The organism is Allorhizobium sp. Av2 (assembly GCF_021462805.2).
In the GTDB taxonomy this organism is placed as follows: domain Bacteria; phylum Pseudomonadota; class Alphaproteobacteria; order Rhizobiales; family Rhizobiaceae; genus Allorhizobium; species Allorhizobium vitis_G.
In genome coordinates this window covers 2,245,841-2,266,630 of sequence record NZ_CP192696.1, presented here as the reverse complement: position 1 = coordinate 2,266,630, position 20,790 = coordinate 2,245,841, and the positions used below count along the sequence as shown (strand labels likewise).

Annotated in this window: 16 protein-coding genes; 8 read left to right on the top strand and 8 right to left on the bottom strand. The window is 58.5% G+C overall.

From position 1 onward, the window contains the following. Window positions 1–43 precede the first annotated feature (43 nt). The 4 genes from xdhC to FS819_RS10820 form a co-directional block, all read right to left on the bottom strand. Entirely contained in the window at window positions 44–847 is an 804-nt protein-coding gene (gene xdhC / locus FS819_RS10835) for a xanthine dehydrogenase accessory protein XdhC (RefSeq protein ID WP_234624582.1), read from the bottom strand. Beyond that, window positions 844–3,189: a xanthine dehydrogenase molybdopterin binding subunit gene (gene xdhB, locus FS819_RS10830; protein ID WP_156546734.1), complete on the bottom strand. Its 2,346-nt coding sequence runs from the start codon at window positions 3,187–3,189 to the stop codon at window positions 844–846. Before xdhB ends, xdhC begins: the two co-directional genes overlap by 4 nt. Before the next feature lie 273 nt (window positions 3,190–3,462). Continuing rightward, a complete protein-coding gene (gene xdhA, locus FS819_RS10825) occupies window positions 3,463–4,935 on the bottom strand; it encodes a xanthine dehydrogenase small subunit (protein ID WP_156546733.1) in 1,473 nt (490 codons plus the stop codon). Window positions 4,936–4,965: 30 nt separating this feature from the next. Next, the gene (locus FS819_RS10820) at window positions 4,966–5,736 is read right to left on the bottom strand and encodes a 3-hydroxybutyrate dehydrogenase (protein ID WP_070166482.1); all 771 of its coding nucleotides are present in this window, start codon (window positions 5,734–5,736) and stop codon (window positions 4,966–4,968) included. Window positions 5,737–6,003: 267 nt separating this feature from the next. On the opposite strand from FS819_RS10820, the gene glpK reads away from it, so the two are divergent. The 3 genes from glpK to map all read left to right on the top strand — a co-directional run bounded on the left by glpK (window position 6,004) and on the right by map (window position 9,655). Continuing rightward, entirely contained in the window at window positions 6,004–7,497 is a 1,494-nt protein-coding gene (gene glpK, locus FS819_RS10815; protein WP_156546731.1) for a glycerol kinase GlpK, read from the top strand. Window positions 7,498–7,807: 310 nt separating this feature from the next. After that, window positions 7,808–8,866 (top strand): LLM class flavin-dependent oxidoreductase, encoded by a 1,059-nt coding sequence (locus FS819_RS10810; protein WP_156546729.1) that lies wholly within the window; start codon window positions 7,808–7,810, stop codon window positions 8,864–8,866. A gap of 39 nt (window positions 8,867–8,905) precedes the next feature. Continuing rightward, window positions 8,906–9,655: a type I methionyl aminopeptidase gene (gene map, locus FS819_RS10805; RefSeq protein WP_156546727.1), complete on the top strand. Its 750-nt coding sequence runs from the start codon at window positions 8,906–8,908 to the stop codon at window positions 9,653–9,655. A gap of 204 nt (window positions 9,656–9,859) precedes the next feature. Here map and FS819_RS10800 read toward each other — a convergent pair whose 3' ends face one another. Together FS819_RS10800 and FS819_RS10795 are read right to left on the bottom strand one after the other, a co-directional pair. Then, window positions 9,860–11,716, bottom strand: a complete 1,857-nt coding sequence (locus tag FS819_RS10800) for a glycosyltransferase family 2 protein (protein WP_197434001.1) — start codon at window positions 11,714–11,716, stop codon at window positions 9,860–9,862. 348 nt (window positions 11,717–12,064) lie between these two features. Then, window positions 12,065–12,295 carry a hypothetical protein gene (locus FS819_RS10795; protein WP_070166958.1) on the bottom strand — a complete coding sequence of 77 codons (231 nt, stop codon included), beginning with the start codon at window positions 12,293–12,295 and terminating at the stop codon, window positions 12,065–12,067. Between the two features lie 199 nt (window positions 12,296–12,494). Between FS819_RS10795 and FS819_RS10790 the strand changes: the two genes are divergently transcribed. Continuing rightward, window positions 12,495–13,691, top strand: coding sequence for a YbfB/YjiJ family MFS transporter (locus FS819_RS10790; RefSeq protein ID WP_156546723.1), 1,197 nt, complete (start codon window positions 12,495–12,497; stop codon window positions 13,689–13,691). Window positions 13,692–13,813: 122 nt separating this feature from the next. Then, on the top strand, window positions 13,814–15,064 hold the full coding sequence (gene sbmA / locus FS819_RS10785; protein ID WP_234624583.1) for a peptide antibiotic transporter SbmA: 1,251 nt from the start codon (window positions 13,814–13,816) through the stop codon (window positions 15,062–15,064). 47 nt (window positions 15,065–15,111) lie between these two features. On the opposite strand, the gene FS819_RS10780 is transcribed toward sbmA, so the two are convergent. Continuing rightward, window positions 15,112–16,083, bottom strand: a complete 972-nt coding sequence (locus FS819_RS10780; protein WP_197434019.1) for a polysaccharide deacetylase family protein — start codon at window positions 16,081–16,083, stop codon at window positions 15,112–15,114. Window positions 16,084–16,360: 277 nt separating this feature from the next. Here FS819_RS10780 and FS819_RS10775 point away from each other — a divergent pair, with 277 nt between their 5' ends. The 3 genes from FS819_RS10775 (at window position 16,361) to der (ending at window position 19,456) form a co-directional block, all read left to right on the top strand. After that, window positions 16,361–16,939 carry an NnrU family protein gene (locus FS819_RS10775; protein ID WP_156536994.1) on the top strand — a complete coding sequence of 193 codons (579 nt, stop codon included), beginning with the start codon at window positions 16,361–16,363 and terminating at the stop codon, window positions 16,937–16,939. A 264-nt stretch (window positions 16,940–17,203) separates the two neighbouring features. After that, a complete protein-coding gene (locus FS819_RS10770; RefSeq protein ID WP_070166475.1) occupies window positions 17,204–17,875 on the top strand; it encodes a tetratricopeptide repeat protein in 672 nt (223 codons plus the stop codon). A gap of 156 nt (window positions 17,876–18,031) precedes the next feature. Further along, entirely contained in the window at window positions 18,032–19,456 is a 1,425-nt protein-coding gene (der, locus tag FS819_RS10765) for a ribosome biogenesis GTPase Der (RefSeq protein ID WP_015916784.1), read from the top strand. 19 nt (window positions 19,457–19,475) lie between these two features. Here der and FS819_RS10760 read toward each other — a convergent pair whose 3' ends face one another. Further along, a complete protein-coding gene (locus tag FS819_RS10760) occupies window positions 19,476–20,543 on the bottom strand; it encodes a glycosyltransferase family 4 protein (RefSeq protein WP_139190220.1) in 1,068 nt (355 codons plus the stop codon). Between the last annotated feature and the right edge of the window lie 247 nt (window positions 20,544–20,790).

The window sequence follows — 20,790 nt, the reverse complement described above, 5'->3', positions numbered from 1 at the left end:
ATTTCGGACCATGAATCGCAGATCAGCCCTGTGTGAGGCTGGTTTACAGCAGGCGGTTGACCAGTTCGGCGGCGACCAGCGCGGCGATGACAGGCGGGCGCTTGTCCTTGATAGCGCTTGCCCCGATCGGCAGGATCAGGCGGTCGAGTCTTGCCGGACTGTCGCCCTCGCGTTCCAGCCAATGGGCGAAGGTGGCGCGTTTGGTGGCAGAGCCGATCATGCCGATATAGGCGAGATCATCGCGGGCCAAGGCTTCGCGGGCAATCAGGAAATCCAGCGCATGGTCATGGGTGACGATGACAACGCCGCCGCCGGGGGCAATTTGCGCCACATGGCTTTCCGGCATGGCCGTGCGGTCGAGCGGAATGCCGGTTGGCACCGCGCCATCAATCGCGTCGCGGGCATCGATCAGCCGGGTGCGAAACGGCAGCGGTGCCAAGGCAGCGGCCAGCGCCAGCCCGACATGGCCAGCGCCAAAAATGAAGACCTGGGGGAAGGCCTGCCACGTCTGTTGCGCCAGGGTCAGCAGCTCTTGCCGCCGCTGCGGTGTCAGGAGAGAGAGCGTCAGTTTCACCCAGCCGCCGCAGCATTGGCCAATGGCCGGGCCGAGCGGCACGTCCATTTCCGCCTGATCTTCGCGGGCATCCAGCATGGCGCGGGCTTTTTCAATCGCCAGATATTCCAACTGTCCGCCGCCGATAGTGCCAAGCACCTGATGGCGTGCCACCAGCATCAGCGCACCGGCCTCGCGGGGCGTCGATCCTTTGGCTTCCGTGACAGTCACCGCCACACAGTCGGCATGGCGCGAGAGGAAGGCGGCAAGCACTGCGCCGGAAAGATCAGTCACGCGCGCTGTGCCTCCTTCAACCGCTCCACCGCCATCAATACCCGCTCCGGCGTGGCGGGCGTATCGAGGCGCGGGCAGAACCGGTAATCGGCGACGCTCGCCACCGCCATGGAAATCGCTTCCAGCACCGAATTGGCCAGCATGAAGGGCGGCTCGCCAACCGCCTTGGAGCGGCCAATGGTGAGTTCGGTATTTTCCGCCCAGTCCGCCAGTTTGACATTGAAGATTTTCGGCCGGTCGGAGGCAAGCGGGATCTTGTAGGTGGAGGGCGCGTGGGTGCGCAGCCGCCCTTTGCCGTCCCACCATAATTCTTCCGTCGTCAGCCAGCCCATGCCCTGCACGAAACCGCCTTCGATCTGGCCGATATCGATGGCCGGATTGAGCGATTTGCCGACATCGTGGAGAATATCGGTACGGTCGATAAGATATTCGCCGGTCAGCGTGTCGATTGAGACTTCGGTGCAGGACGCGCCATAGGCATAATAATAGAATGGTGTGCCGCGCCCGGTTTCCCGGTTCCAATGGATTTTCGGTGTCTTGTAGAAACCGGCAGCCGAAAGCTGAACGCGGGCAAAATAGGCCTGGCGGATGAAGTCGGGGAAAGCAATCTCTTCACCGCCGACCCTGACACGATTGGGCAGAAACACCACTTCGGCCTGCGACACGCCCCATTTTTCCGAGGCAAATACCACCAACCGTTCCTTGATCTGGCGCACGGCATCATAGGCGGCCATGCCGTTCAGGTCAGAGCCGGAAGAGGCGGCGGTGGCCGAGGTATTCGGCACCTTGCCCGTCGTTGTGGCGGTGATCTTCACCTTGTCGATATCGACCTGGAAGCCATCGGCAATCACCTGGGCGACCTTGGTATAGAGTCCCTGGCCCATTTCGGTGCCGCCATGGTTGAGATGGATCGAGCCGTCCTGATAGACATGCACCAGCGCGCCCGCCTGGTTGAAGGCGGTCATGGTGAAGGAAATGCCGAACTTGACAGGGGTGAGCGCAATGCCCTTTTTGATCACCGGGCTTGTCTTGTTGAAGTCGAGGATCGCCGCGCGCCGTGCCTGATAATCGCAGGAGGTCTCCAGCTCTTCCACCACGCGGGCGATGATATTGTCTTCCACCTGCTGGTGATAGGGCGTCAGGTCGCGGCCAGAGCCGGTCTCGCCATAGAAATTGGCCTTGCGAACCTCAAGCGGGTCTTTGCCCAAGGCGTAGGCGATTTCCTCGATCACCCGTTCTGCCCCCAGCATGCCTTGGGGGCCACCGAAGCCGCGATAGGCGGTGTTGGAGACCGTATGGGTCTTCAGAGGCTGTGAGGTCAGCTTCACATGCGGGTAGAAATAGCTGCTATCGGCGTGAAATAGCGCCCGGTCGGTGACGGGGCCGGAAAGATCCGAGGAATAGCCGCAGCGGGCGGCGAAATTGGCGTCGATGGCGTGGATACGGCCATCACTATTGAAGGCGACGTCGAAATCCATTTTAAAATCATGGCGTTTGCCGGTAATGCTCATGTCTTCGTCGCGGTCCGGGCGAAACTTCACAGCCCGGTTGAGCTTCTTGGCGGCCAGTGCGGCCAGTGCGGCAAACTGATTGCCCTGGGTTTCCTTGCCACCGAAGCCGCCGCCCATGCGCCGCACATTGACGGTGATCGCATGCGAGGAAATATCCAGCACATGGCCGACAATATGCTGGATTTCCGACGGATGCTGGGTCGATGACCAGACGGTGACATCATCGTCTTCGCCGGGAATGGCCAGCGCGATATGGCTTTCCAGATAGAAATGTTCCTGGCCGCCGATCCGCATCGCGCCTTGCAGCCGGTGCTCGGCCTTGTCCAGCTCGGTTTCCGGCGTGCCGCGCTTCAGCACCATGCCCGGGGTGACGAGCGGCGCACCGTTTTCCAGTGCGGCATCGATATCGGTCCAGAAGGGCCGGTCGCGGTATTCTATTTTGGCAAGCCGTGCCGCCTTGCGGGCTGCGTCGCGGGTCTCGGCGATGACGGCAAAAACGGTCTGGCCATGAAACTCGACCCGGTCGGTGGCGATCAGTGGTTCATCATGCCGCCCACCGGAGGAGACGTCGTTGGTGCCGGGAATGTCCTTGGCCGTCAGCACCGCGACGACGCCGGGATAGGCCTGAACACCGGACAGATCGATGGAGAGAATGTCGGCATGGGCGCGATCCGCCATGCCGAGCGCGCCATGCAACAGCCCGGCGGGTTCTGGAATATCGTCGATATATTCGGCACTTCCGGCCACATGCTTATGCGCTGAATCATGACGCAACGATTGATGCATCGGACCCTGGATTGTGGCGGCGGTGGTGAAGAGGGCCTTATCCATGGGGGTGGTTCCTTGCATCAGTGTTTGAAACCGCTGCTGTTTTCATTTTTTCAAGTGGCTTCGCCCCCCTCATCCCCCTGCCGGGACCTTCTCCCCGTCGGGGAGAAGAGACGAGTGGTAATGCCTTGCTCCAAGTGAAATGCCGCACTTGGCGTGTTCGAAAAGGTTGCGATACGAACAAGGCGCTTGCAGTCTGCCTCTTCTCCCCAGCGGGGAGAAGGTGGCGGCAGCCGGATGAGGGGGGCGAAGCCAAATGCCAGATGTTCATACCCATCAAACCCTCTCCATCGCAAAGCGTTCCAGTTCGTGTCTCTCGCCGGATGTTTCCAGAAAGAACCGTGTCAGCAGGTTCTTGGCCGTCAATTGCCGGTAATCGGCGCTGGCCCGCCAGTCGGAGAGCGGCTGATAATCGGCATCGAAAGCGGCGCGTGCGGCATCGATACTCTCTTGGTTCCAGACTTTCCCCATCAGAGCCGCTTCCACCGCCCGCGCCCGTTTCGGCGTTCCGGCCATGCCGCCAAAGGCGATGCGCAGGGTGGTGACGCGGGCTTGGGCATCCTTCTCCAGATAGAAAGCCCCGCAAAGCGCTGAAATATCCTCGTCGCGGCGCTTGGAGATCTTGTAGATGGCAAAGTCGCTTCCGGCCTTGGGGCGGGGCAGAAAAATACGTTCGACAAATTCGCCCGACTGGCGGTCTTGCTTGCCATACTCAATGAAAAAATCTTCCAGCAGCAAGGTTCGCGTTCCCGAAGCCGAGCGCAGCGTCACCGTCGCGCCAAGGGCAATCAGGGCCGGAGGCGTATCGCCAATCGGCGAACCATTGGCGATATTGCCGCCTATCGTGCCCATATTGCGCACTTGCTGGCCGCCGATCCGCTCGATCAACCGGCCAAAGGCGGGGATTTCTGCCCGAAGACAGTCGAAGGCGGCGCTGTAGCTGACGCCGGCACCGAGGGTAATGCCGGTTTCATCGACCGTGATTTCCTGCAACGCTTCCAGATGGTTGATGAACACCACGGGGCTTAACGTCCGCATCTGCTTCGTTACCCACAGACCGACATCGGTTGCACCGGCAACAATCGTCGCCTTGGGGTGGGCCGCCAGCACATTGGCCAGTGCTTCGACGCTGTTGGGAATGATCAGGCTGCGGCCATCGTCGCCTTCCAGGGCGATGGTGTCGGTGCTGGTCATGGCTTCCAGCGTGGCGATGATCTGCTCCCGTTCCCGTGCCAGCGGGTCGAACAGCGCCGACGGCCTTGTCTGGCCCATCTGTTCGGCGGCCTTGACGATGGGTTCATAGCCGGTGCAACGACAGAGATTGCCTTGCAAGGCCCCCTCGATTTCGGCGCGGCTCGGAGCCTCGCTTTCCAGCCACAGTCCGTAGAGCGACATGACGAAACCGGGGGTGCAGAAGCCGCATTGTGAGCCATGGCAATCCACCATGGCCTGCTGCACCGGATGCAAGGTGCCATCCTTGGCGGCCAGATGTTCGACCGTCACCACATGGCTGGCGTTGAGCGAGCCGATGAAGCGGATGCAGGCATTGACCGCCTCATAGCGCAGCACACCCTTCACCAGCCGCCCGACCAACACCGTACAGGCCCCGCAATCGCCTTCCGCGCAGCCTTCCTTGCTCCCGGTCAGCCGCTTTGCCAGACGCAGATAGTCCAGCAGCGTGCCGGTCGGGTCGGCGCTAACAAGCGTCACGGGCTGGTCGTTGAGCAGAAAGCGGATGCGGTTGGTCATGATGGCCCTTTGAGCGATGCGGTGGAAAGTTTACTGCGCCGTCCAGCCGCCGTCGATGGACAGGCTGGTGCCGGTGACCTGTTTTGCCGCATCGCTGGCAAGATAGAGCGTCATGGCGGCAATGTCCTCGACGGTGACGAATTCCTTGGTGGCCTGCAAATGCAGCATCACATCCTTGACCTCGCTTTCGGCAATGCCACGTGCCTTGGCGGTGTCGGGGATCTGCTTTTCCACCAGCGGCGTCAGCACATAGCCGGGGCAGATGGCGTTGACGGTAATGCCGCTTTGCGCCACTTCCAGCGCAACCGACTTGGTCATGCCGAGAATGCCGTGCTTGGCGGTGACATAGGCGGATTTGAACGGCGAGGCGACCAGGCCATGGGCCGAGGCGATATTGATGATCCGCCCGTATTTTTGCGCCTTCATCGCCGGGATGGCGGCGCGCATTGTGTGGAAGGCGCTCGACATGTTGATGGCAATGATCTGGTCCCATTTTTCAATGGGAAACTCCTCGACGGGGGCGACATGCTGAATGCCCGCATTGTTGACGAGAACATCGATGCCACCGAATTCGGCAATGGCGGTTTCCACCAGTTCGGCGATTTCCTTGGGCTTGGTCATGTCGGCGGGGTGGTAGAGCGCCTTGCCGCCGCCAGCTTCCAGCTCCTTGCGGATCGATTCGATTTCACCGAGCGGGCCGAAACCGTTGATCAGCACATTGGCGCCTTCAGCCGCAAAGGCGCGGGCAATGCCAAGCCCGATGCCGCTGGTGGAACCGGTAATAACGACAGTTCTGGTCATGGCGTAACTCCCTGTGCGATGATTTTTCTGGTTTGGCCGTGTAGCGAAGCGGTCGGTTGCGCCGCAGCAAGGTTAAACCTATGCCCAAACCCCTGTCCTATGCAATTGTCCTGTGTCATCACATAGCGATGAAAACCACCAAGAGATGGGGATGAGGAAACACAGTCCTTGCGCCTTCGTTTGTTTTTCATTTTCGGTTTTGACTTGGCATAAAACTTTCGTATCTTGATATAAGCGAAAGAAAGCGAAAACTCTGGGAGGAGTATCATGGGCGGTTTTGTGCTGGCGATTGACCAGGGAACGACGTCGAGCCGTGCCATCGTGTTTGATGGCGCGATGCGCATCGTTGGGACCGGCCAAAAGGAATTTCCGCAGATCTTCCCGCAATCGGGTTGGGTGGAGCACGACCCGGAAGCGATCTGGGACAGTGTCGTCAGCTCCATCCACGATGCGCTGGCCCGCGCCCGGATCACGGCAGGTGACCTTGCCGCCATTGGTATTACCAACCAGCGGGAAACTGTTGTGGTCTGGGATAAGGATACGGGCAAGCCGATCCACAATGCCATCGTCTGGCAGGATCGCCGCACATCGGCATTTTGCGAAACGCTGAAGCGCGACGGACTGGAGGCAACGTTCACCACCAAGACCGGCCTGCTGCTGGACCCGTATTTCTCCGGCACCAAACTGTCCTGGCTGCTCGACCATGTCGAGGGCGCTCGCGCCCGGGCAGAACAAGGCGGCCTGTGCTTCGGCACCGTCGATACCTATTTGATCTGGCGGCTGACGGGCGGCAAAAGCTTCGTCACCGATGCCACCAATGCCTCGCGCACGCTGATTTTCAACATTGTCGAGCATGGCTGGGACGAGGAATTGCTGGCGCTGTTGAGCATCCCCGCCGCCATGTTGCCAGAGGTGAAGGATTGCGCCGCCGATTTCGGCGTGACCGACAAGGCGGTATTCGGGGCGGCGGTGCCGATCCTTGGCGTGGCGGGCGACCAGCAGGCGGCCACCATCGGACAGGCCTGCTTTGCGCCGGGCATGGTCAAATCCACCTATGGCACCGGCTGTTTCGCGCTGCTCAATACTGGCGCGGATCGGGTGGTTTCGAAAAGCCGGTTGCTGACCACCATCGCCTACCGGATGGACGGCAAGACCACCTATGCGTTGGAAGGCTCGATCTTCATTGCCGGTGCCGCTGTGCAATGGCTGCGCGATGGATTGAAGGTGATCGGCGATGCGGCGGAAACCGGGCGGCTGGCGGCTGAAGCCGATCCCGGCCAGCCGGTCTATCTGGTGCCGGCCTTCACAGGTCTTGGCGCGCCCTGGTGGGACCCGGATGCACGCGGCGCGCTGTTCGGCCTGACCCGCAATACCGGACCGGCAGAACTGGCCCGCGCCGCGCTGGAAGCCGTCTGCTACCAGACCCGCGACCTGCTGGATGCCATGCACAAGGACTGGCAGAACGGCGAGGACGATATGGTGCTGCGCGTTGATGGCGGCATGGCAGCCTCGGACTGGACGATGCAGCGGCTGGCCGATTTGCTGGACGCGCCGGTGGATCGCCCCTCCGTTATTGAGACGACGGCACTTGGTGCTGCCTTCCTCGCGGCCAGCCGTGTCGGCCTCTGGCCCGGCATGGATGCGTTTGCCCGCGCCTGGGCGCGCGACCATCGGTTTGAGCCGGTCATGGATGCCGAGACCCGCACGGAAAAGCTCAGAGGCTGGCGGGATGCAGTCAGACGGACGCTGACGGCGGGTTGAGAAAATGATTCAGGTTGATTCCGCAATGAATCAAAAGCCTATGGAAAGCCATTGATATTTATAGGTATTTATTGAAGCTTTGGCCTGCTCCGAGGCTTGATCGTGCTTCAAACTCCCATTCATTGAACGCTGCGTTCTCATCCCAGGGTTTGCCACGCGGCGCATTTGCACTTACCTGCCTACTGCATAATTTTTTAAACCGGAATCGGTTTAAAAAGAAAATTATGCAGCAGATATAAGGAGCTACAGCGAACCTTTGTGCGCCATATAGGGCGCACGGCGCTGTAGCGAACAACTGAGGATGCGACCCATGGAACTTGGCCTTTACACCTTCGCGGATGTGGACCCCACGGCACCCAACAAGGGGCTGGAGGCCAAGCGTCGGGTGGATGATCTGCTGGAGGAAATCCGGCTGGCGGACGAGGTGGGGCTGGATGTCTTCGGTCTTGGCGAACATCACCGTCCCGACTACATGGCGTCTTCGCCCGCCACCATTCTGGCGGCGGTGGCGGTGCAGACCAAAAATATTCGCCTAACCAGCGCGGTATCGGTGCTCAGTTCCGATGATCCGGTGCGGGTGTTCCAGCAATTTGCCACCGTCGATCTGCTGTCGAACGGGCGTGTGGAGATGATGGCTGGGCGCGGCTCCTTCATCGAAAGCTTTCCGTTGTTCGGCTATGATCTTGATGATTATGATCTTTTGTTTGCCGAAAAGCTGCAATTGCTGATGGAGATCCGCGACAACGAGATCGTCACCTGGGAAGGCGAGACCCGTAAGCCGATCCAAGGTCGTGGCGTCTATCCGCGCCCCTTGCAGGACCCGCTGCCGCTGTGGATCGCCGTGGGTGGCACGCCGCAATCGGTGGCCCGGGCCGGCTATCTCGGCCTGCCGCTGGCCATTGCCATCATCGGCGGCGAGCCGCGCCGCTTTGCGCCGCTGGTCGATCTTTACCGGCAGAGCGGGGCGAAGGCCGGGGTCGATCCGGCGGCCTTGAAAACCTCGATCAATGTGCACGGTTTCATCCACGACACGACGCAATCGGCTGCCGATATCTTCTACGCACCGCAGGCCGAAGTCATGGACCGGATCGGCCGGGAGCGCGGTTGGGGGCCGGGCAATCGTGCCCAGTATGACGCGATGCGCGGGCCGCATGGGGCGCTGTTTGTCGGTGATCCCGAGGCGGTGGCCGAAAAGATTGTCGCCCATCACGCCCTGTTCAAAAATGACCGCTTCCTACTGCAAATGGCCATCGGCCCGATGCCGCACAAGGATATCATGCGCGGCATCGAGCTTTACGGCACCAAGGTTGCGCCATTGGTGCGCAAGGCTCTTGCTGCTGACTTGACGCAGGTCGGGGCGGGGGCGTAAGCAGCGGCAAAATCCGCAAACGCTCATGAAAGTCCAACAATGATCATCTCCAGCGACGAGGAACTCCAGCACCTGAAGGAGATCGGCACTCTTTGCGCGCTGGCCGTGAAAACCATGGGGGCGGCGCTGGAGCCGGGGATAACCACCCGCGAGCTGGACCTGATCGGCCGCAAGATACTGGAAGACAATGGCGCGCAATCGGCACCGGAATTCTGCTATCAGTTTCCCGGTGCCACCTGCATCAGCGTCAATGAGGAAGTGGCCCATGGCATTCCCGGTGACCGGGTGATTGCCCGGGGCGATCTGGTCAATATCGACGTTTCCGGCGTCAAGAACGGGTTTTTCGGCGATACCGGCTCATCCTTCATTGTGCCGCCGGGTAAGCCGAAGATCGAAAAACTGCTGCGCGATGGCAAGCGGGCGCTGTTTCTCGGTGTCACCCAGGTCAAGACCGGCGCGCCTTTTGCCAGTATCGGTAATGCCATCGGCGCTTTTGCCGCCAAGAACCGCTATACGCTGATTGCCAATCTTGCCAGCCATGGCATTGGCCGCGAGCTGCATGAGGAACCGCGCGAGCTTTCCACCTGGGCCGACCCGGATGAAACAAGAATCATGCAGGAGGGCCAGGTGTTCACCATCGAGCCGTTCCTGTCGCTGGGCGGTCAATGGGCCGAGGATGGCGATGACCCCTGGACGCTCTACAGCGACCCGAAAGCGCCGACCGTGCAGTTCGAACACACAGTGGTGGCAACCCGCAATGGGCCGCTGATTTTGACGATGGTGGAGTGAACACCTCACGTCTCGCTGCATCGCGATGAGGTTTACTTTTGAAGCCAAACACCTGATGTCGCCAGCGACATCAGGTGTTTCAGCCTTTTGGGGCGAGCGCGTTACAGCTCCGTGTGCCCTGTATCGCGCTTAAAGAGGGCTGTAGTCTCTCTTGTCTTCGTTTGTCTTTTCGGGAAATCCGATTTCGTTTTTTTCTGACAAACTTTAAGGGGAGGCGGGCGTGCCCGTGTTACCCCTTTGGTCGGAGATCGCCCTTTTATCGATGAAAGCCTGAGTGCCGGTGTCCGGCCTTCGCGCCAGGGCCAGCAGGGCCATGGCCACTGCCGCGACAAATGAGAGCAGCGGATACACCAAGGCCCCAAGCGCCACCAGCTTGCCATGCAGGTTGACGGTTTCGAAAGCGAAAGCGATGGTGATCGCGATGACGACCAGTGCAAGGGCAATGGACAGTTCCACCCGCACACTGGCAAGCGCATTGCGAAGGGACGACCGGCTGTTGAATTTCGGCGTTCTCAGCCAGGCGATTTTTCCACCCAGGGCAGCGGTGATTGCAGCCATGCCGCAGACGTGGCTGAGCGCCAGCGCCGCAAATTCTGCGCTTAACACATCCCGCAACCGGCAACACCCGCAGACGCGGTATTCGGCAACGGTCCGCACGACGCTTGCGGCCATCACGACGGACAGGCCCAGCATGGCAACCGGCGGCACCGAAAGCTGCGGGGTGATGTCCAGCATGACCATGATGGGCAGCAAAATGGCAAAGGCGACATTGCCAGCAATGGTCATCGGAATGGTCAAAGGCACAACGCTGCGGAACACTTCGAACAATTTACCCCAGCGGCTTAAATGCGGCGATCCACCGAAACGTGAAGGAAGAAACAGCCGCCAATGACGACGAAACTGTTGCATGGGGCCGGATGTCCAGCGGAAGCGCTGGCGTTTCCAGTCGGCATAATTGTCGGGAATCAGGCCGCGTCCGAATGTATAGGGCAGGAAAACGCCGTCATAACCGGCGGCGCGCAAACGAATGGCAATTTCGGAATCCTCCGTCTGGCACCATTCCGCCCAGCGCCCGACCGCCTCGATGGCCGAGCGTCGGAAAATGCACATGGTGCCGACCGTGAAGGAAGCCCGCATCTCGCTGGCACCGGCATATTCCAAGCGATTCGGCGCCACATATTCCCAGTAACAGGCGCGCTTGAACAGGCTGGCATCGTCGCTGCGATAATCGTGCGAGGTTTGTACGAAGGCGAAGCGGGGATCGACAAAGAAGCCAACCAGACGAGAAAGGAAGTCCGGTTCGGCCAGATAGTCGGCGTCGACGACAGCGACCAGTTCGGCGCCCGGATCCGTATGGTCGAGGCATAGGTTCAATGCGCCTGCCTTGGCGCCTTGAAGCCCTTCCACATGGAGGAAGCGGAACTGTTCCTTGCCGCTGGCGGCATTCAGCCTGCGGCAATGGGCTTCCACCGGACGCCAGAGCTGCTCATCCAGGGTATTGTTATCGCAAATGATAACCTCATAATTCTCGTAGTGCAGCCTCGCGAGGTGGTCGAGGGTATTGATAACGAGATCAGGAGGTTCGCAATGGGTGGGGACGTGAAGAGACACACGGACCTCCTCGGGGCCGTTACGAGGCGGCAAGGGGGCGATCGGCCGTGTCCAGACCTTGCGGGTCAGGAGCGCAAAGGTGCCGACACGCATGGCCACAACCAATATCATGCGCAGGAACGAAAGCACCATGGCCACTGAGGCGCCGATCCATAGCCATTCCGGATAGGACTGTTGCCTGAGCCAGAATATCATCCATAGCCCGCCGGCGAGGCTTCCGATGGGCGCTACCACGACATAGGCCACCCCCGCAGCACTGAGCCAGGGAAGGCTACGCTGCACGGCAAGGGCGAGGACCATCGTACCCGAAGCGATGACAACAACGGGGCCAGGTTCGGAAAACCCTAGGCATATCAGAGTGGTAGAGGCGATTGTGACAAGAATTTGCGCCCATTCGTACTGGCTTTTCCAACGAACCTTGTAGGCGTCGACTTTGGTGACCAAAGTCAAGATGCTTCCTGTTAAAGTAAAAAAAGATGAAAACAAAAGTGATATATCAAGCCACTGCTGAGTATTCGTATGAAAATTATACATAATGATAAATCTCCAAAATGAACATTTGAAAATTATCATTTTTTAGTAAAAAATCAAATTTTGCTTATTTTTTCGATGATGACGCCTTGTATTTGGTTAATGGAATTCATTTTAAGCTTTTTGTATTGAAGTTTGGCGGTATTATTAATTTGTAATGCTTTGAATTATTTCGTTCGGTTCCATGAAAGAAACTCGAATATATGATATCCATCAATGGCTTAATATATTCGAATTTCAGTATGGGATGGAGATGCAATATTTCTATCAGCCGGCAAAGCTGACTGCGACGCCTTTTTTCTTGAAATAGGCCTGCATGATCTTGCGGCCCTGACGGTTCGGCTGCGCGAGCTTTGTGGTCTCGAACACCGCTTCCTTGGCGCCTTCGCGGGCCATGGCGGCCTTGAGGGCGGCGATATGCACATCGATTTCTTCGTTATCATTGTTGATCGAGGTGTAGATATTGTCGATGGCCTGTTGCAGGCTGAGGTCGCTCATAATGCACTCCTTGGAATTTTCTTCCTCCACTAGCGATTTTTGCGGTTTCGGCAAGCTTCAGCGCCAATAAACTGTCAGCTTGAAACGCCATCGGGTGTTTTTTTGGGATAGCGGAGAAATCGGCAGCCCCTGTTTCCTTCGATGGCTCAATCAGTATTTTTGGCTTGTTGGGCCAAAGCGGCGGTGCGATAAGCAGCCCATGACGATCACGCTCCCCAGACATGCCAATCTCCCATTCACCGCTCTTGCCGGTGCGCTGGCCTTGGCTGCGGCCATGGGTTTTGGCCGGTTTTCCTTCACCCCCATTCTGCCGGGGATGATGACCGATCTTCATCTTATGCCCGGCGATGCGGGCCTGATCGCGGCGGCGAATTTCCTCGGCTATCTCTTAGGCGCCGTGCTTGCCGGTCAGGGTTGGGCGGCGGGGCGCGAAAGGTTGATTGCGTTGTCTTCGCTTTTGGCCACCAGCTTGCTTTTGGCCGCGATGGCGCTGACGGAGCATGTGGGAATGTTCATGCTCATTCGCTTTCTGTCAGGCGCGGCCAGTGCCTTCGCGATGATCTTCACCAGTTCCATCGTGCTTGCCCATGTCAGCGCTCATGCAAGCATCCATGCTGGTGAATATGCGCAATCCACCCATTTTGGCGGGGTAGGCCTGGGGATCGCCGCGTCGTCCCTGATGGTCTATGCATTGCCACACCTGTTTGGCGCATCCGTATCCGCAGGGTGGCGGCTGGACTGGTTGGCCGGGGCGGGGCTGACCTTTGTTGTCTTCCTTGTCGTCAGCCTGCTGTTGCCACGGGTGCGCAAAACTGAGGTGAGGGCCGAACAGGAGCCGCCGCTTTTCTGGGGCAGGCCATTTCTTTTGTTGTTTGCCTCCTACGGCCTGTTCGGCTTCGGCTATGTGGTGACGGCCACGTTCATCGTCACCATGGCCCGCATGGCCAATGCGGGGCCGGTGGCGGAATTTCTGGCGTGGTTTCTGGCGGGCATCATGGCGGCTGCCTCGCTGTTTGTCTGGCGTCCGGTGCTGGACAGGGTCGGCCTGGCGGGCGCCTACAGCCTTGCCCTGCTTCTGGCAGCCATTGGGGTTTTTGCCTCGGTTGGATTGCCGGGCATGGCTGCCCCGCTGGTGGGAGCGGCTCTTCTCGGCTTAACCTTCATGACGATTACCGCCTATGGCCTACGGCTGGCCAGAACCCTTGCGCCAGCCAGTCCCCGCAAGGCCCTGTCGATCATGACGGCGGCTTTCGGCGTCGGGCAGACAATCGGGCCGCTGGTCGCCGGTTGGCTTGCTGCCATCAGCGGCAGCTTCGCGCTGCCAAGCCTTGTTGCGGGCGCTGTATTGCTTGTTAGCCTCATTCTGGCCGCAAGCCTGTGGAGAAAGACGGTCTGAAGACCTTTGCAGCGATTACAAATCGTTAAGGTGGTATTCCCACCATTGCTGCACTGCGGCTTCTGGCATAGTTTGCCGCGCTAAAGACGGCCACGACCATATCTTCAGGAAAGCGAGACCCCGTGTTTCACTCATTCTTCCCCAAGCCGAAATTGTTTTTTCCAACCGCCGCGCTGTGGGCCATGCTTGCCATCGCATTTTGGTATGGTTTGGGTGAACAACTTGGTACTCACTTGGGCTTTGCATCTCAGGCTCAAGGTGCCGAACCAACAGTAGGTGTTTCGATTTTTTGGGCACCTGATTTTATTTGGTTTTACATCTACTTTTCTGTGGTAGTCGCTATTTTTGCCGGGGCTTGGGCAGTTGCATCGCCGCATCCATGGCAACGGTGGTCGGTAGTTGGCTCCGCGATCGTTCTTTTTACTGTCTATTTCCAGGTTCAAGTCAGCATTGCGATCAATACTTGGAACGGGCCGTTTGGTGATTTGATACAGGCAGCTGTATCAAAATCGCGCCCGGTTGCTGCGGGTGAATTTTATTCGCAATTTATTGTTTTTCTTGAAATTGCTTTTCTTGCAGTGGCTGTTTCCGTTCTAACTCGGTTTTTCGTTAGTCATTATATCTTTCGCTGGCGCATCGCTATGACGGACTTTTACATGGCGAACTGGCCAAAGTTGCGTCATATCGAAGGTGCCTCACAGCGCGTTCAGGAAGATACGATGCGCTTTGCAACGACTGTCGAAAGTTTAGGTGTGAGCCTCATCAGCAGCGTTATGACGCTGATCGCGTTCACTCCGCTGTTAATACGACTTTCGGAAAATGTTAAGGAACTGCCCTTGGTCGGGGCTATCCCTTATCCGCTCGTGTTCGCTGCGGTTTTATGGTCTGCTTTCGGTACTGCTCTTCTTGCTTTGGTAGGTATCAAATTGCCGGGGCTTGAGTTTCGTAACCAACGTGTAGAAGCTGCGTATCGTAAAGAGCTTGTATATGGTGAAGACCATGCCGACCGAGCAGAATTACAGACGATGAAGGGTCTGTTCGATGCGGTCCGGCGCAATTATTTTCGATACTATTTCCATTATATTTATTTTAATATCGCTCGATACTTCTATCTGAATTTGGATACGATATTTTCTGTTGCAGTTCTTGTGCCTTCATTTGTCGCTGGCACAATTACTCTTGGCTTGTTGAACCAGATATCGGGAGCATTCGGACAGGTTACGTCTTCTCTGCAATACCTTGCAAATTCCTGGACAACGATCGTTGAGCTTCTTTCTATTCAAAAGCGTTTGAAGGCGTTTGAAGCCGCAATCCAGGATGAGCCATTGCCTCAAATTGATCAACGATATTTGGCACGGCAAGACAGTGATTAAAAATCCTGAAGCTGTCAGTCTTTTTAGGAGGGCTGCCTTCAAATTCCCTAAAACGAAGACCCGGCCGGATTTTTCCGGCCGTTCTGTTTTTGCAATACCGCCACAGCTTGCGAATAGCTGACGCAAGCGACATCCTCGCGGTGGCAGACATCCGTCACCAGTCGCTCCATTGCCCGCCAATAGGCGCCGCCGTTCATCAACACGAAGTGGAAGCCGAACTGCACAGGTTTGCGGTCGCCACTATATTGCGCCTCGAAGGCGGTTTTGAAGGCTTGATAGGTGCGCTCCTCAAATTCGGCGCTTTTCGACGGGTTATCGAAGCCCGCAGAATGACGCACAAACATGTTGTAATCCATGCCGATGATCGGGCGGTTGCCCGGTCCCTCCGGAATCAGCGGCAGGCCGAAGCGGGTGAGAGTGCCGTCCTGTTCGGGCTCTTGTGGACCTTTGGTGACGAGACTGGCGTCATAGAGAAAACCAGCCTGTTTTTCAGCCTCGGCCATGCCTTTGCTGGTCGAGAGATAGGGTGCACGAAACCCCTTGATGCCGGTCTTGACGAAGTCCTGCCAGCCCTCCGGCTCCTTGTCAGCCACGCCATTCTTTTTCCAGGCCCCGGCCAAGACGGTTTTGAAGGTCGAAAATTCGGTTAGCCAGTCCGCTTTGCTCCAGTCCTTGCCATCGAAATGGCCGCAGGCATGGCTGGAAATGTCGTGACCGGCGAGGTGGGCGGCCCAGATGTGCTCTAGCCTTGCCGCAGCATCGGCCTCGTCAGGGGCAAAGCCGACATTTGACTTGCCGGGCTTTTGGCCGGGCGCTTGATAGGCTTTCGAGGCCGGGCCTCTGGCAATCAGCGTGGTGCAGGACAGAAAATAGGTGAAATGGGCATTGGCCCGGCTGGCGATTTCGCCGCTTCGCTCCCACAGCCTGTTATCGGCGGCACCATCGAAGGAAATCAGCAGCAATTGCTTGGGCTTTTGCGGCGCTTCAGCCGCGTTCTGGGCAATGGCGATGCCCGGCATGCAGAGCGCGGCCAGGATGGTTCGAAGCGATGAGGAGAAAAGCGGGCGAAACGGTGCCAAGCGAACAACCTTGTTGTGAACATTTGCCGCTTCCTGGCGGGCAAATGCGGCGAAGCTTTGATCGACCTTGTGGCTCATCACGTTCGGTTCTCTGCCATCCAGAGGCACACGTCTCCGGTATTTTCGGAAGTTTATCGCCATCCCCCCAAATTATGCAGGCTGGTCAAGAGGTGGCCGAGCGGCTATCTCTATGCTCTCTCATTTGCGGGGATTTTTTATGCTTATTCTTGTTCTCGGCCTGTTATTTTTCACATTGGTGCATCTCACCCGGACGATTGCGCCGGGCTTTCGCGATTCCATGGTGGCCCGCCTCAGCCTGAACGGCTGGAAGTCGCTGTTTTCGGTCCTGTCGCTGCTGGGCATTGCCATTATTGCCTATGGCTACAGTATCGCGCCAATCGTCAATGTCTGGTTTCCACCGGCTGGCATGACCCATCTGACGTTGACCCTGATGGTCATTGCGATGATCTGTCTGGTGGCCAGCCTTCTCCCGGCTGGCCATATCGCGGCAAAAACCAAGCATCCCATGGTTCTCTCGGTAAAAATCTGGGCGCTGGCGCATCTTCTGTCCAACGGCGACCTGCGCTCGATCCTGCTGTTCGGCTGGTTGCTGGCCTGGGGCGTCGTCCTGCGGATTTCCTTGAAGCGCCGGGAGCGGGCGGGTCTGCTGGTGCGCGGGCCGTTCGTGTCGGCCAAATACGATGTCTATGCCGTGGTCATCGGTCTGGTCGCCTATGTCGCTATCCTTCTCAAGCTGCATGAAGTGCTGATCGGCGTCTCGCCATTGCCGATGTAATCGCGCTTTTTGATGGGGAGATGGGTGTTTTGCCCTTCTCCCCCTTACATCGGCGCAAAAATCGGGTAGAAGGCCACATCGTCCATCCCAGAATAGTCACTGGCGGGCTGCAAATGGCAATTTCTGCGCTCCCGGTGCTCACGTACATTCAGTACGCTCCGCTCCGGTTCTCGAAATCACCATTTTCGCCACGCCATCGCCAATTCTGGACCGGACGATGGCAAGCGTAAACGATGATACAGGCCCAGATATCCGGACAATGTAATGGCAAATCAGAACGACAGCTTTATCCGCGAAGTCAATGACGAGCTTCGCTCCGAACAGATGCGCCGTTTCTGGCGGCGTCTGGGGCCAGTGTTCATTGGCATTGCCGTGCTGATCGTGGTGGGCACTGCCGGATACCGGCTTTATGATTATTATACGGATGACCGTTCCTCCAAGTCCGGCGACCGTTTCCTAGCGGCGACCAAGCTGGCGACAGATGGCAAGAATGATCAGGCACTGAGCGATCTGCAAGCCCTGGAAAAAGACGGCTTCGGCGCCTATCCGGTGCTGGCGAAGCTTCGGGCGGCCTCCCTCATGGCGGAGAAGGGCGATGCCAAAGCGGCGATTGATGCCTTTACCGCCATCGGCAAGGATAACAGCGTTCCGCAAGTGATCCGCGATGTCGCCCATATCCGCGCCGCCTGGCTGCTGATCGACAACGGCACCTATGAACAGGTGTCCACTGAGGTCGAAGCGCTGGCGGTTCCCGGCCAGGGCCTGCGCCATTCCGCCCGTGAGGCGCTCGGTCTTGCCGCCTATAAGGCTGGCCAGATGGAACGCGCCCGCGAATGGTTCCAGCAGATTACCGAGGATAGCGAAGCACCGCGCAACGTGGCCAATCGCGCCCAGATCATGCTGGACAATATCGCTGCCGCTGGCAAGGCGTCCTGATACTTTCAACGGGTTGTTGGCGCACAGTTGTTGCGCCGTCGCCCAATATGCTCTCACGCATCGGATCGAAAACCGCTTCACAGGTTTCGCTCCGATGCGCTACTGTTTTAAAGTCCGCTTGAAGACGGGCTGGATATAACCGGATACCAAATTATCATGAGCTTTACCGTCGCCATCGTCGGACGTCCCAATGTCGGCAAATCCACCTTGTTCAACCGTCTGGTCGGCAAGAAACTGGCGCTTGTCGATGACACGCCGGGCGTAACCCGCGACCGGCGGCCCGGTGAGGCCAAGCTGGTGGACCTGCGTTTCCACATCGTCGATACCGCCGGTCTTGAAGAAGCAGGCGCCGACACGCTGGAAGGCCGGATGCGCGCCCAGACCGAAATCGCCATCGACGAGGCAGATCTGTCGCTGTTCGTGGTCGATGCGAAAATGGGTCTGACCCATGTGGACAAGGCGCTGGCCGATATGCTGCGCAAGCGCGGCAAGCCGGTGGTGCTGGTTGCCAACAAGTCCGAGGCCCGTGGTTCGGATGGCGGATTCTACGACGCCTTCACGCTTGGCCTTGGCGAACCGGTGCCGATTTCCGCTGAACACGGCCAGGGGATGATCGACCTGCGCGATGCGATTGTCGAGGCTATCGGCGTGGATCGCGCCTTTCCCGAAGACGATGACGACGTGGCCGAGACCGATATCGTCCTCAGGCCCACCGTCGAGGGTGAGGATGACGAGGAAGATCTGGCCTATGACGATACCAAGCCGCTGCGCGTTGCTATTGTCGGGCGGCCTAATGCCGGAAAATCAACGCTGATCAACCGCTTCCTCGGTGAGGACCGGCTGCTGACCGGCCCGGAAGCCGGGATTACCCGCGATTCGATTTCGGTGGAATGGGACTGGCGTGGCCGTACCATCAAGATGTTCGACACGGCGGGCATGCGCCGCAAGGCGCGGGTGATCGAGAAGCTGGAAAAGCTGTCGGTGGCCGATACATTGCGCGCCATCCGCTTTGCCGAAACCGTTGTCATCGTCTTCGACGCCACCATCCCCTTTGAAAAGCAGGATATCCAGATCGTTGATCTGGTGCTGCGCGAAGGCCGTGCCGCGGTTCTTGCCTTCAACAAATGGGATCTGGTGGAGGACCCGCAGGCGGTGTTGGCCGAGTTGCGTGAAAAGACCGAACGGCTCCTGCCACAGGCGCGCGGTATTCGCGCTGTGCCAATGGCTGGTCAGACCGGCTACGGCCTTGAAAAGCTGATGCAGTCGATCATCGACACCGACATGGTGTGGAATAAGCGGATCTCGACCGCCAAGCTTAATCGCTGGCTGGACAGTGTGCAGACCCAGCATCCGCCACCGGCGGTTTCCGGTCGCCGGTTGAAGCTGAAATACATGACGCAGGTCAAGGCCCGTCCGCCCGCCTTCATGATTTCCTGCACCAGGCCAGATTCCGTGCCGGAAAGCTATATCCGCTACCTCACCAACGGTTTGCGCGCCGATTTCAATATGCCGGGCGTACCGATCCGCATTCATTTGAAGGCGTCGGAAAATCCGTTTGAGAATAAGCGGAAAAGGCGCTGATTCAACTTTCCCGGACGGATCAACTTTCCAAAGCTTGGTTGATCGGTTTTTTCCGCCGCATCAGCATCCGCCAGCGGCCCTGCGTTTTGGCCTCGATGACATTGTCGAGAAACTGGCGGGTGGCGGAGGCCCAGGAATAGGTTTCCGCCAAGGCTCTGGCTTGGCTGCGAGAGCAGTTCAGTGCTTCAAGGCAGGCGGCTTTCAGGTCGTCATTGAGCGCGCCAGCTTTGGGATCAGAGATGATGTCGATCGGTCCGGTGACGGGAAAGCCGGCCACGGGTACGCCGCAGGCCAGCGCTTCCAAAATCGTATTGCCAAACGTGTCGGTTTTCGAAGGAAACACGAAAACATCGGCCTGCGCATAGGCGCTTGCCAGCTCGGCGCCGAATTTGACGCCGGTAAACAGTACGTCTGGATAGCGTTCCGCCAATTCGGCGCGGGCAGGGCCATCGCCCACCACCACTTTCGAACCCGGCAGGTCGAGGTCGAGAAAGGCCGGCAGGTTTTTCTCCACCGCCACACGGCCAACCGTCATGAAGATCGGGCGGGGCAGGTCGAAGGGATTTGCCTCAAGCGGCTGCGGGTGGAACAGTTCGGTATCGATGCCTCGGCTCCAGAGCCGCAGATTGCCGATCTTGCGGTCTTCCAGCTCTCGTTTCAGGCTTTCGGTCGCCACCATGCAGGCACCACCGGCGCGGTGAAACCAGCGCACATAGGCATAGAGCAGCGAAAGCGGCAATGGCAGGCGGGCGGCGACATATTCGGGAAACCGGGTGTGATAGCTGGTGGAAAAGGCGAGGCCCTGGCTCAGGCACCAGCGCCGCGCCAACAGACCCAAGGGTCCTTCGGTGGCGATATGGATCAGGTCCGGGCGGCTTTGCTTGATGGCGGCGGCAATCCGCCACGGGCTGGCCAGCGACAGGCGGATTTCCGGATAGGTCGGCATTGGCAGGCTGCGATAGTCCGCAGGCGTGACCATGGTGACGGTAACGCCCATCCTGGTTAGTTCGGCATTGGTATTTTCAATGGAGCGTACCACGCCATTCACCTGCGGATGCCAGGCATCGGTCACGATCGTCAATCTCATCGCGCGTGCTCCTCGATCCGATGCTTCACGGACAGGTGGCGTTATCCCGCATGAAATGCTCCCCCGGCGACACGGGAGCCTGCTATCGGGTGCCGTTTCGCCGGGGAATCACGCAGAAGCCCCCGCCACTGTACTTGGGCTTATGGGCCAGCATTGTAACAAAGGAATGAAGGTGGATTGATCGCCGGACTTGACCATCGCCACTGGTCATCGCGGCATTGAGCCCTATAGTCTTGAAGTGCCGAAT